Below are 12345 nucleotides of genomic sequence, written 5' to 3'. Positions count from 1 at the left end.
TACGCGAGCCGCGCTATTATCCCGCCCATTAAAACGGGGGATGCATATGCTCAACGGCTTGTGGCTGGGGTTTTTCGTGGTGGCGGCGATTGCCGGCCTGTCACGCTGGTTGCTGGGCGATGACCCGGCGGTATTCGCCGCCATGGTCGAGAGCCTGTTCGCCATGGCCAAGCTGTCGGTCGAAGTCATGGTCCTGCTGTTCGGCACCCTGACCCTCTGGCTCGGCTTCCTGCGCATCGCCGAAAAGGCCGGCCTGGTCGATGTGCTGGCGCGCCTGCTGAGCCCGTTGTTCGCCCGCCTGATGCCCGAGGTGCCGCGCGGTCATCCGGCCCTGGGCCTGGTCACCTTGAGCTTCACGGCCAACGGCCTGGGCCTGGACAACGCCGCCACCCCCATCGGCCTGCGAGCGATGAAGGCCTTGCAGGAGCTCAACCCGAGCAACATCGCGGCGAGCAACGCGCAGGTGCTGTTTATGGTGATGAACGCCTCGTCCTTCGTCCTGCTGCCGGTGTCGATCTTTATGTACCGCACCCAGCAAGGTGCGGCGGACCCGGCCATGGTGTTCCTGCCGATCCTGCTGGCCAACAGCGTCTCCACCCTCAGTGCGCTGCTCTCGGTGGCCGTGATGCAGCGCCTGAAACTCTGGGACCCGGTGCTGCTGGCCTGGTTCGGCGGCGGCGCGTTGCTGCTCGGCGGCTTTATGGCGCTACTCGCCGGACTGTCGGCCACCGCGCTGTCCGCCCTCTCCTCGCTACTCGGCAACCTGACCCTGTTTGGCCTGATCCTGTGCTTTCTGCTGATGGGCGCGTTGAAGCGGGTGGCGGTCTACGAGACCTTTGTCGAGGGCGCCAAGGACGGCTTCGAGGTGGCGAAGAACCTCCTGCCCTACCTGATCGCCATGCTGTGCGCGGTGGGCGTATTGCGCGCTTCCGGCGCGCTGGAGGTGTTGCTCGACGGCATCCGCTGGCTGGTCGAGGGCTTGGGCTGGGATACGCGCTTCGTCGAGGCGCTGCCCACCGGCCTGGTCAAACCCTTCTCCGGCAGCGCGGCGCGCGCCATGCTGATCGAGACCATGCAGACCCATGGCGTCGACAGCTTCCCGGCCCTGGTCGCCGCGACCATGCAGGGCAGCACCGAAACCACCTTCTATGTGCTGGCGGTGTACTTCGGCTCGGTCGGCCTGCAACGCGCCCGCCACGCAGTCGGCTGCGCCCTGCTGGCGGATCTGGTCGGGGTGCTGGCGTCGATTGCGGTGTGTTACTGGTTTTTCGGCTAAGGCGGGGCCGCCCTATTCCACGACCTTAAAACGCAGCACGCCGAGCATCTGCCCGGCCTCGGTCAACACCTGCACCTGCCAACGGCCCAAGGCATCGCTGGGGAAATTCTGCTTGTGGCTCCAGGCGCGGTAGCCCTCTTTGCGCCCGCCCTGGATATCCAGGGCAATGCGCTCTATCTCACGGCCGTTGTGCCGCCACACATGGTAGATGCGCTCGTTCAGCCCGCGCGGCGCATTGATCGCGGTGTAGGCGAACAGGCCCTGGGCACGCAGCTGCGCGACAGCGATCAGCTTGAGGCTCTGCCCCGGCGCGCGCGTCTGGTTGTCGAACTCGCTGCTGACCGCCACTTCGGTCAGCCACAGGGTCGCCGGCGGCACCCAGACCCGCGCCAACCAACCGGTCGCGCCCAGGGCCAGGGTCAGGCCGACCAGCAGCACGCCGCGCCACCAGCGCTGCACCCTGATAATGGCGAACAGCGAGGGAAACGACAGCAGCACCGCGGCCGCCAGGGCCAGCTGGTAGCTCTGCGGGGTGGTCAGCTTGAGGATGATCGGCAGCGCCGTGAGCAGCACCGCGAACAGCGCCAGGCTGTGATAGGCGAGAAACAGCCAGCGCCGCGGGGCCAGCCACTTGTTGTACAGCGGGTCGATGATCGACACCAGGGCGGCGCCGCCCAGCAGGCCGCTGAACAGGGCCTGGCCGCTGTTCCAGGTGGTGGTGATAAAGAAGAACGGCAGGACGAAGAACAGGCTTTCCTGGTGGATCATCTGGGTCGCGTAGCGCAGCAGCGGCGGCGGCAGCTCGAAGCCGAACCACTGGGCGATACGCTCGCGCAGGATGTTTTCCAGAATCAGCCACAGCCAGCTGACCAGCATCAGGGTGGCCAACAGCTGGGCCAGCGCGGCCTGACGCTCAACCAGCAGGAAGCTCGCCAACCCCGAGGCGAAGCCGAAGATCGCCACCAGCCCCGGGTGACGTTGGATCAGGGCCAGCAGGCTAAAGAAATGGGCTTTCCAGACCATCATAGGTTCGGCTCCGCCAGGGCGAGATTATTCGAAGCCCAGCGCCACCTGATTGCCGCTGGTGGTCGGCACCGGCTGTGTGGCTGGCTGGGGGGGGCGCAGAGCATAACGCGCGCGGCGGCAAAAGGGCCAAGCGGTGACGCAATTACTCGCGCCCGCGATAGTCAATTGCATGGCGTAATTTGTCGCGGGGGTTAGTTCGGTGGGTTACGTGGCGCACCGATCCCGAGGTCAAGTTTCAACCTTGCTGGGCGCCACCCACCCTACACCCGCTCAGGGCACGGCAAGTGCCGGTTCACTGGGTAACAGCTCTGGCGCCTCGCGCTGCAGCTTGCTCTGGAGCATTTCCAACTGCTCCAGGGCGGCGCGGGCCTCAATGATTTCCGCGGCGCTGCGTTCGCCGGACTGCGCGGCCTGTTCGATACGCTCGCGGATCGCCGGGATCTGTTGCACGCCGCCGGCATAGGCCATCACCAGGGAGCGGCTGTGCTTATCCTCGAAGGCGCTGTACTGCTTGGGATCGGCAAGCATGGCGGGGCTGGCCTGCTCCCGCGGTTTGAGTGTGCCCAATGGCGGGCTGCGCGGGTCGCCCTGCTCGGCCATCAGCTGCATCAGCATCTGCGCCTCCTGGGCATTCAGTTCGGGCTCTGGCTCGGCGACAGCTAGGGCCACCTTAGGTGTCGGCGGCGGAGCGACCGCGGCCGGCGCAAGCGGCGCCACCTGCGCCACAGCTTGCACAGTGGCGGCCGGACTCTGGAGCGGAGGCGCTAGCGTCACGGCGTCGGTCGTTGGTCTGGCTTCCAGCACCAGCCAGGCCGCCAAAAGCACCGCCGCGCCGACGTTCAGCAGCGCCAGGCTGAGCCAGCGCTTCATAGCCCCTGCACCTGGGCCTTGGCCAGCAAGGCCTCGACCCGCGCCTGAAACTCGTGCCCCAACTGTTCCTTGGCCACCGCCTGGTTGACCTCGTAGCGCACGCTGGGGTCGCTAAGCGGCAGTTGCTTGTCCTCGCGCGTACGCACCTGGACTATCTCGAAGGCGCCGTCGATCAGCATCGGCTGGGACAGGCTGCCGGCCTTCTGCAGCAGGGCAGTCTTGCGCAGAAAATCCAGCTGCGCGTCCTGCGGCCGAATCAGGCCCAGATCGCCGGCCGGGCTGCGGTTTTTATCCTCGGCCAGCGAGTACAGGCGCACCGCTTCGTCGAACGCCAGGCCCTGATGCAATTCCTCGTACACCCGGTCGGCCGTGGCCTGGTCGGCCAGGCGGATATGCGCGGCCTGCACCTGGGCGACGTTCAGGTACTGCTTGAGGTTGCGCTGGTAGTAAGCCTGGGCGTCGCCATCGCTGACCTGGCGGGCGCGCTGGCGCAGGCTGTCGGTCTCGTGGTGGAAGTCGTTGTGCAGGCCGATCTGGTGCAGGTACTGGTCGCGCACCAGCTTGTCGCGCACCAGCTGGCGCAGCCCCGCCTGCTCGGCGGCGCTAAAGCCTTGTTTACCCAACTGGTACCAGAGGTAGTCGCGCTGCGCCTGCTGGCGCACCTGCTCGGCCAGGTAGGCCAGATTGCCCTGTTGCAGCTCGACCTGGCCCTGCACGTTGTCGCCCTGGTACAGCGCCAGCAGGTTCAGGCGCTGCTCGGCCGCACCGGGAAACTGCCAGCTGATCAGGTTCAGCGCGGCGGCTTCGGCCTGCTGCTTGGCGCTCAGTTGCAGGCTGTCGAGCACCACGCCTTGTGCGACCGGCGCCAGCACCTGGCGCAAACGCTCGGCACTCAACGGCTGCGGCTGACGCAGAAAAGGCCGCACGTCCTGGTCGAACCGCCGGCCGTAGACCTGCTCGATCAGGTTGGCCGCCTCGCGCTCCAGTAGCACCGGCAGTTCACGACGATTCTTCTCGTTCAGCTCGGCCTCCACCTCAAGCGCCAGCAGGTGGTTCTGCGCCAACCCGCGGCGCAGCAGACGCGGGTCGGTATTGAATTTGATCCGGCTCATGGCCTGCTGCAGCAGCTCGATGCTCTTGCCGGGCAGGCGTTCACCATTGATGTGCAGGTCCTGGCTGGCCAGGGCCGACAGGCAGATGCCGGTCAGCCCCAGCAGCAACAGGCTGCGCTGGAAAAGCCCAGGCACTTAGAGGCCGCCCTGGCCGTAGAAGCTGTTGGCGCCCTTGGTCAGCACGCTGACGGTCAGCGCGATGGATTCCGGGATCATTTCCTTGGCCACCCGCAGGCGGGTGGCATAGCTGGTGTCGTACAGCGGCTCGGGGCGCTGGTAGGCGACCTGGGCGGTCTGGGTCAGCAGGTCACGAATCGGCCGCTGCGGGTCATAGCTGGCGACCCGGTTGGCCACCGCGCCGATGTCGTTGAGGCCTTCGCTGAAGTAATGGTCATCCACCCAGCCTTCCCAACCGGAATGGCCATTGCCCGAGGTGACCCAGGCGTGGTGCGGCTGCGCCACGTCGCCTGTGGTGTGCAGCGAGTAGCCGATGGTTTGCAGCGACGGCGCGTTCTTGAACTGGTCGAACCAGTACTTGGCCAGGTTATCGATGGGCTGGAAGGCCGCGGTCTGGAAGTCGCCATAGTGCGCCTGCCAGTCGGAGCTGCTGCCCTGGCGGTAATGCGCCTCGGTGCTGTCGAAGTCGCTCTTCTTCAGCTCGCGGTTGTACAGGTAGACCATGGCGTACCAGTCGACGTCGCCGCTCCAGCTGCCATCGACCTTGCGGTAGCGGTAGTCGTAGCCGCCGTGGTCGTTGCCATGGGCGTCGCCCTGGCGGGCCATATTGATAAAGTGCCAGTAGGAGGTGTAGTTGACCAGGGAAGCCGCCGCGCCGGCCACTGGCGCGTACTCATAACCTATCCACCAGCCGCCCAGGCGGGTGTCCTGGAAGTCGTCGACGTCGTAGGCGGCCTGGCCGAGGATCTCGCCGGCCTGGGCTTCACTGCCGGCCGCGCCGACATAGAACTGATAGGCGCGCTTCATCTCGGGCGTGGCCTGGGCCGAGTTGAGGAAGGCCAGGGCGTCCTTGACGATATTCTTGTGGGTGGGCTGCGACCAGGCGCTGGCCTGGCCGGCGGCAAAAGCCAGGCCTAGACCAACTGCGAGAGTGGTGAGGGTTTTCATGGGGGAGGCGCTCTTTTGTTGTTGGAGTTGAGCAGTAGTAACGGACGTTGATGGCAAAACGCTTACAACGCCGCACTCCAACTTAAGCGCGAGCCCCTGAGTCAGTTCAACCCAACCAAGGATTGGCGGTATAGACCAACAGCAAGCAGTCATTTCCTCCGCCCAGGCCCTAGAGTCTGTTTACGATCTCGCGAGCTAGAGCCAGACAAGGCGCTACGTAGTAACAGCCGAAGGCTGGTCAAAGCGCCGAGGAAGCGCAGTTTACTGGCTGTAAATGAGCATGACTCGTTTCACTCGCCCTCCGGGCCGCGCTAAAGCGCGTTAGCCGCAAGCGGCTTGCCGAGGCTGTTTTTAACGCCGGATGGCCGACGCGCAGCAGATCGTAAACAGGTTCTTAATCGACCCCGGTTTCCTCGGCATGCAGGGCGCCACTTTCGCCGGCCTCCAGCACCACATAGGCGCTGCTGCAGAACAGCGAATTGAGGCGCTTCATATCGCCGATCAGCTCCAGATGCAGGGCGCTGGTTTCGATGCTCTGCACCACCTGTTGGTGCAGGCGGCCGACATGGGCGTGGGCCAGGCGGCGCTCCTGGGCGCGGAAGCGGCGTTTCTCGCGCAGCAACTGGCGCGCGCTCTCCTTGTCGCCGGAGAGGAACACCGACAGGCCCAGGCGCAGATTGGCCATCAGCTGGCCGTGCAGCGCGGCCAACTCCTCCAGGCCGCTGTCGGAGAAGGAATGGCGCTGGGCGGTCTTCTGGTCCTGCACCTTGCCGAGCATGCGTTCGATGATGTCGCCGGCCTGCTCCAGGTTCACCGCCAGCTCGATGATCTCCGCCCAGCGCCGGCTGTCGTGCTCGCTCAGCACCTCCCGCGGCACCTGGGCCAGGTACAGTTTGACCGCGCTGTAGAGCGCATCGACATCATCGTCCAGCAGGCGCAGTTCCTTGCTCAGTGCCGGCTGGGTACCGCGCAGCACTTCCAGCAGATGACTGAGCATGGTTTCCACCAGATCGCCGATGCGCAGGGTCTCGCGTACCGCATTGGCCAGGGCCAGGCTCGGCGTGGCCAGGGCGGTGGGGTCGAGGTGGCGCGGGCGGGCCACGCCGTTGTCCTCGGCGCGATCCGGTAGCAGCCAGTTGCAGAAGCGCGCCATCAGGCCGACGCTGGGCAGCATCAGCAGGCAGCGCAGGCTGTTGTAGAGCAGGTGGAAGGCGATCACCAGCTCCTCGGGGCGCCAGTTCAGGCTATCCAGCCAGCGCACCAGAGGGTCGAGCAGCGGGATCACCAGCAGCAGGCCGAGCAGCTTGTACAGCAGGCTGCCGAGGGCCACCCGTCGCCCGGCCGGGGTCTGCAGGCTGCTGTTGAGAAAGGCCAGCACGCCGCTGCCGATATTGGCGCCGATGACCAGGCCGATGGCCACCGGCAGGCTGATCAGGCCGGCGCCGGTCAGGGTCGCGGTGAGCAACACGGCGGCCAGGCTGGAGTAGGAAATCAACGCGAACAGCGCGCCGACCAGGGCATCCAGCAGCAGGTCGCCGGTCAGCGAGGCGAACAGCACGCGGATACCTTGCTCCTGGGTGATCGGCGTGGCCGCCGCCACTATCAGCTGCAGCGCCAGCAGCATCAGGCCCAGGCCGATGGCCACGCGGCCGAGCTGGCCGGCGCGGGTCTGTTTGCGCGAGAGAAAGAAGATCACCCCGAGAAAGATCAGCAGCGGGCTCAGCCAGCTCAGGTCGAAGGTCAGCACCCGCGCCATCAGCGCGGTGCCTACATCGGCGCCGAGCATGATGGCCAGGGCCGGGGTCAGCGCCATCAGGCCCTGGGCGACGAAGGAGGTGACCAGCAGCGCGGTGGCGTTGCTGCTCTGCACCAGGGCGGTGACGCCGATGCCGGCGATAAAGGCCAGCGGCTGCTTGCGCACGTTATGGCTGAGCACCTTGCGCAGGTGCGAGCCGTACACCCGCAGGATGCCGGTACGGACTATATGGGTGCCCCAAATCAGCAGGGCGACGGCGGACAACAGATTGAGCAGGGTGAGCATAGGGCAGCCTCCCTGGCGGCAGGCCGCGTTTGTTGGATGCGTGCGACGCGGTTTTTTTGCGGCCCTGTATTCAGCTATAGCTGCTAATCGACGAGCCGCCAGTAGCCCTCACTAATCGCGCCGCACTTTTTGCTCGGTAGCGCCTGTGCCGAGCCTATCCGTATCGCGACCCTGGCCGCTGGGGTGCGACAGCGTCTGTCGTAACAAAGCCGCATGCTAACCTAGCGCCACTGAACGGATGCGACCCTGCCCGATGCTCACTCTTTATCACGCTCCCGACCTGGAAACCCTTGGCGAACTGGCCACCACCTTGCTCGCCCAACCGCTGCGCGAGCCCTTCGCCCCGGCGCTGGTGGTGGTACCGAGCCAGGGCATGGGGCGCTGGCTGACCCTGGAGCTGGCGCGCAAGCAGGGCATCGCCATGCAGCTGGAGGTGCAGCTGCCGGCCAAGTTCGTCTGGGACCTGTCGCGCCTGGCCCTCGGCCAGTTGCCGGAGCAATCGGCCTTCGCCCCGAGCACCCTGAGCTGGCGCCTGTACGACTGGCTATGCGAGCCGGCCAACCTCGCCGAGGCGCCGCGCCTGGCGCACTACCTGGAGGGCGGCGACGAGCGCCGGCGCCTGTCCCTGGCCGGCAAGATCGCCGACGTATTCGACCAATACCTGCTGTATCGCGACGACTGGCTGGCCGCCTGGGAACGTAACGAGCTGCTCGACCTCGGCCCCGACGAAGCCTGGCAGGCGCTGCTGTGGCGCGAACTGACCCGCGATGGTCACCCGCACCGCGCCCGCCTGCTGGAAGAGCTGCTACGCCGCCTATACGACGCCGCACCTATCTTGGGGTTGCCCGAACGCCTGCTGGTATTCGGCATCAGCAGCCTGCCGAACCACCACCTGCGGGTGCTGGAAGGCCTGGCGCGGCATACCCAGGTGGTGATCTTCGCCCTTAACCCCTGCCGCGAGGCCTGGGGCGAAATTCGCGATATCCGCGAGCTGGCCAGGCAACCCGAGCTGAGCCCCGACGATTGGTACCTGGATGTCGGCCACCCGCTGCTGGCGAGCCTGGGCAAGCAGGGCCGCGACTTTTTCGACAGCCTGTTCAGCCTGGCCTCCAGCGAAGGCAGCCAGGAAATCGGCCTGTATTCCGAAGATGAGGACCTGCACGACAGCAGCCTGTTGCAGGCGCTGCAGAACGACATCCTACGGCTGCGCACCCGCCAGCCCGATGAGCGTCTGCAGCTGCGCGAAGACGACCGCTCCCTGGAACTGCATATCGCCCACTCGCCGCTGCGCGAGGTGGAAATCCTGCACGACCAGCTGCTCGCGCGCTTCGCCGTCGACGGGCAGCTGACGCCGGATCAGGTGGTGGTGCTGACCCCGGATATCGAGCGTTACGCGCCCTATATCGAGGCGATTTTCTCTGCCAAAACGGGCGCTCCCCGCGACGGGCTGGGACGCAGTACCACTCCGTACATTCCCTTTAGCCTGGCCGACCGCAGCCTGCGCGCGGAAATCCCGCTGCTCGAGGCCTTCCTCAATCTGCTCGCCTTGCCGGACAGCCGCTTCGCCGCCGAGGAAATTCTCGCCTGGCTGGAACAACCGGCCATCGCCCGCCGCGCCGGCATCGAGGCCGAAGACCTACCGCTGCTGCGCGACTGGCTGCGTGAGGCCGGGGTGCGCTGGGGCCGCGATGGCGCGCACCGTGAGCAGCTGGGCCTGCCGGCGGATGCCGCCTTTACCTGGCGCCAGGGCCTGGACCGCCTGCTGCTGGGCTTCGCCGCGCCGCCGCAGCTGGCGGGCCTCAGTGCGCCGCTGCTGGGCGCCAGTTGGCCGCTGGATGCCCTGGAAGGCGGCCGCGCGCAGCTGCTCGGGCGCCTGGCCGGCTTCGTCGAACGCCTCACCGTCCTGGCGCAGAGCCTGCAACGGCCAAGACCCCTGGGCGAATGGGCCGAATCCCTGCAGCTGCTGATCGACGCCCTGTTCGACGAGCGCGAGGCCGGCGACACATTGTTGCTGCTGTCCAAGGCCTGCGCCGCCTTGCAGGAGCAGGCCACTGCCGCCGGTATCGAGCGGCCGCTGGAGCTGGCGCTGATCCGCCAGCAACTGACCGCCGCCCTGGAGCAGGGCAGCGCCGCCTCGGGCTTTCTCACCGGCGCGGTGACCTTCTGCACCATGGTGCCGATGCGCAGCCTGCCGTTTCGCCTGGTCTGCCTGCTCGGTTTGGACGACGGCGCGCTGCCACGCCGCACCCCCGCCGCCGGCTTCGACCTGATCGGGCAGAAACCTCGGCGCGGCGACCGCGCGCGGCGTCTGGATGATCGCTATCTGCTGCTGGAAACCCTGCTGTCGGCCCGGGGTGGCCTGTACCTGAGCTATGTCGGCCGCGACCCGCGCAGCAACGCCGAGCTGCCGCCCTCGGTATTGGTCAGCGAACTGCTGGATGTAATAGACCTAACCGCGACCCACAGGGATATGGGCAATGCAACAAGCGCTAAAGCCAGCGAATGCATAACCCTTCAGCATCCGCTGCAGCCCTTCGCCCCCGGCAACTTCGCCGGGGCGCGGCATGCCGGTTTCGCCGCACCCTGGTTCCGCGCCGCCCAGCGCCTAAGCCAGGCCGTGGAAACACCGACTCCCTTTGCCAGCGCCCTGGCCGCGCCGGATAAGGACTGGCTAAGCATCGAGCCCAGCCAGCTGATCCACTGTTTCAAGCACCCGGCGCGCTACCTGCTGGAGCAACGCCTCGGTCTGCGCCTGGCGCAGGGCGAAGAAGCCTTGGCCGGCGACGAGCCCTTTAGCGTCGAATGGACCAGCCAGCACGGCCTGCGCCAACTGGCGCTGCAGGCCATCGAGCGCGGCTGGAGCGAGCGCGAGGAGCGCGCGGTGGCCGCCGCCTCCGGCTGGCTACCGGTGGGCGAACTGGGCCAGGCGCACTGGGGGCAGATTCGCGGGCCGATCCGCGCCTTCGCCCCGACCCTGTTCGACGAGCGCCCGATTGATGCGCCGCAGCCGCTGCTGGTGGATATCCAACTGGCCGGGGTACGCATCCACGGCTGGCTGGACGGGGTCAGCGCCAGCGGCCTGTTCGACTACCGCCTGCGCGACCTCGGCGCCTGGGAACTGGCGCCCTTCTGGCTGCGCCACCTGCTGCTTAACTGCGCGGCGACGCCCGGCATCAGCCGCGATAGCCGCCTGCTGTCGCCGAAAAGCGAATGGCGCCTGGGGCCGCTGGAGGGTCCCCTGCAACTGCTGGAACCCTGGCTCGAAGCCTATAAAAGCGCGCTATGCGAACCGCTGCCGCTATTGGCCAAATGCAGCTATGGCTTCGCCAGGAGATGGCGCCAGCCCGGGCGCAAGGAACCGCTCGACGCGGCCCGCGGCGAGGCGCGGCTGATGTGGCAGGGCAACGACTTTATGAGCGGCGAAGGCCAGGACCCCTGGAATGCCCTGGCCTTCCGCGACCGCGAGCCCCTGGACGACCGCTTCGAAGCCCTGGCCGAACAGCTCTACGGCCCGGCCCTGGATGCCCTGCAAGACCATCAAGAGGACGAGGCATGAGCAGCGCCAGCCTGGATTTGTTGCAGGACAGCTTCACCGGCCGCTCGCTGATCGAGGCCAGCGCCGGCACCGGCAAGACCTGGACGCTGACGGCCCTGTACGCCCGCCTGTTGCTGGAAAAGCAGCTCAGCGTCAGCCAGATCCTGGTGGTGACCTTTACCACCGCGGCCACCGCCGAGCTGCGCGAGCGCATTCGCAAACGCCTGGCCGAGTTGCTGGCGGTCTACGACCAGGGTCCGGGCGCGGATGAGCTGCTTAACCGTCTGCACGCCCAGTACCCGGATGCGGCCAGCCACCGCCGCCTGCTGCTGGCGGTGCACGGCTTCGACGAGGCGGCGATCTTCACCATCCACGGCTTCTGCCAACGCGCCTTGCAGGACGCCGCCTTCGAGGCCGGCGGCGACTTCGACAATGAGCTGACCTTTGATGACCGCGAGATTCTCGACGCCCTGCTGGCCGATCTGTGGCGACATGAACTGGCCGCGGCCGAGCCGGAGTGGGCAGCCTTTCTGGTGCAGCAGAAGATCACCCCGCAGAGCCTGCGCCAGCGCCTGCGCAATCACCTGGGCAAACCCTATCTGCGTATCGAGCCTGCGCCTGGGGCCAGTAGCGAGATGAGCGCCCTGCGCGCCGCCTGGCAGCAGGCGCGCGACAGTTGGCTGGCTGAGAGTGCGACTTGGCTGGCGCAACTTAAGGCCTTCGACGGCTTCAAGAGCAATATGTGCAACCCGGCCAAGCTGGGTGTCTGGCAGGCCGAGCTGGACGGCTATTTCAGCGATGCCGCCGCGTTGTTTAGCAAGACCGAGGCGCACCGCCGCCTGGCCCGCGAGGGTCTGTTCAAGGCCAGCAAGAAGGATCGCGAAGCGCCGGCCAATCCCCTGGCCGCCGCCCTGCAGGCGCTGTGCGACGCCCTGGATGCGGCGCAGTCCGAGGCCGAGCAACGCCTGATCGACCTGCAGGTACGCCTGATCGGCCAACTCAACGAACAACTGCCCGCGCGCAAGGCCGCCCAGCGCCTGCTGGCCTTCGACGACCTGCTCAACCGGCTGCAACAGGCGCTATATGGCGAAGGCGGTGAGCATCTGGCCGACACCCTGCACGCGCAGTACCCGGTGGCGCTGATCGACGAGTTCCAGGACACCGACCCGGTGCAGTACCAGGTGTTCCATCGTATCTACGCAAACCAGGGCGACCTCTGCTTCGTAGGCGACCCCAAGCAGGCGATCTATGCCTTTCGCGGCGCCGACCTGGCCACCTACCTGAAGGCCCGCGCCGAAGCCGCGCGGCAGTACAGCCTGGCCACCAACCATCGCTCCACCCCCGAGCTGATCGCCGCGCT

General features: G+C 66.8%; 8 protein-coding genes. 3 read left to right on the top strand and 5 right to left on the bottom strand.

Features of this window, described 5'->3' with window-relative positions; genetic code table 11:
- The first annotated feature begins 46 nt into the window (after positions 1 to 46).
- Positions 47 to 1276 (top strand): nucleoside recognition domain-containing protein, encoded by a 1230-nt coding sequence (locus Q8Q83_RS15430; protein ID WP_305625010.1) that lies wholly within the window; start codon positions 47 to 49, stop codon positions 1274 to 1276.
- Between the two features lie 12 nt (positions 1277 to 1288).
- On the opposite strand, the gene Q8Q83_RS15425 is transcribed toward Q8Q83_RS15430, so the two are convergent.
- The 5 genes from Q8Q83_RS15425 to Q8Q83_RS15405 all read right to left on the bottom strand — a co-directional run bounded on the left by Q8Q83_RS15425 (position 1289) and on the right by Q8Q83_RS15405 (position 7450).
- Positions 1289 to 2299 carry a DUF5924 family protein gene (locus Q8Q83_RS15425; RefSeq protein WP_305625034.1) on the bottom strand — a complete coding sequence of 337 codons (1011 nt, stop codon included), beginning with the start codon at positions 2297 to 2299 and terminating at the stop codon, positions 1289 to 1291.
- Between the two features lie 273 nt (positions 2300 to 2572).
- On the bottom strand, positions 2573 to 3172 hold the full coding sequence (locus Q8Q83_RS15420) for a hypothetical protein (RefSeq protein WP_305625009.1): 600 nt from the start codon (positions 3170 to 3172) through the stop codon (positions 2573 to 2575).
- The gene (locus Q8Q83_RS15415) at positions 3169 to 4419 is read right to left on the bottom strand and encodes a peptidylprolyl isomerase (protein WP_305625008.1); all 1251 of its coding nucleotides are present in this window, start codon (positions 4417 to 4419) and stop codon (positions 3169 to 3171) included. The genes Q8Q83_RS15420 and Q8Q83_RS15415 overlap by 4 nt, the downstream gene beginning before the upstream one ends.
- The gene (locus tag Q8Q83_RS15410) at positions 4420 to 5409 is read right to left on the bottom strand and encodes a hypothetical protein (RefSeq protein WP_305625007.1); all 990 of its coding nucleotides are present in this window, start codon (positions 5407 to 5409) and stop codon (positions 4420 to 4422) included. It abuts the gene before it with no gap.
- Between the two features lie 394 nt (positions 5410 to 5803).
- Positions 5804 to 7450, bottom strand: a complete 1647-nt coding sequence (locus Q8Q83_RS15405) for a Na/Pi cotransporter family protein (RefSeq protein WP_305625006.1) — start codon at positions 7448 to 7450, stop codon at positions 5804 to 5806.
- 253 nt (positions 7451 to 7703) lie between these two features.
- On the opposite strand from Q8Q83_RS15405, the gene recC reads away from it, so the two are divergent.
- Positions 7704 to 11006 carry an exodeoxyribonuclease V subunit gamma gene (gene recC, locus Q8Q83_RS15400; RefSeq protein ID WP_305625005.1) on the top strand — a complete coding sequence of 1101 codons (3303 nt, stop codon included), beginning with the start codon at positions 7704 to 7706 and terminating at the stop codon, positions 11004 to 11006.
- On the top strand, positions 11003 to 12345 hold a 1343-nt coding region (locus tag Q8Q83_RS15395; RefSeq protein WP_305625004.1), incomplete at its 3' end, for an exodeoxyribonuclease V subunit beta. The genes recC and Q8Q83_RS15395, both read left to right, overlap by 4 nt.

It is taken from the genome of Pseudomonas sp. (genome assembly GCF_030696055.1).
Classification (GTDB): domain Bacteria; phylum Pseudomonadota; class Gammaproteobacteria; order Pseudomonadales; family Pseudomonadaceae; genus Aquipseudomonas.
Note: the sequence above shows the minus strand (reverse complement) of the source record. Positions and strands in the feature narration are given on the sequence as shown.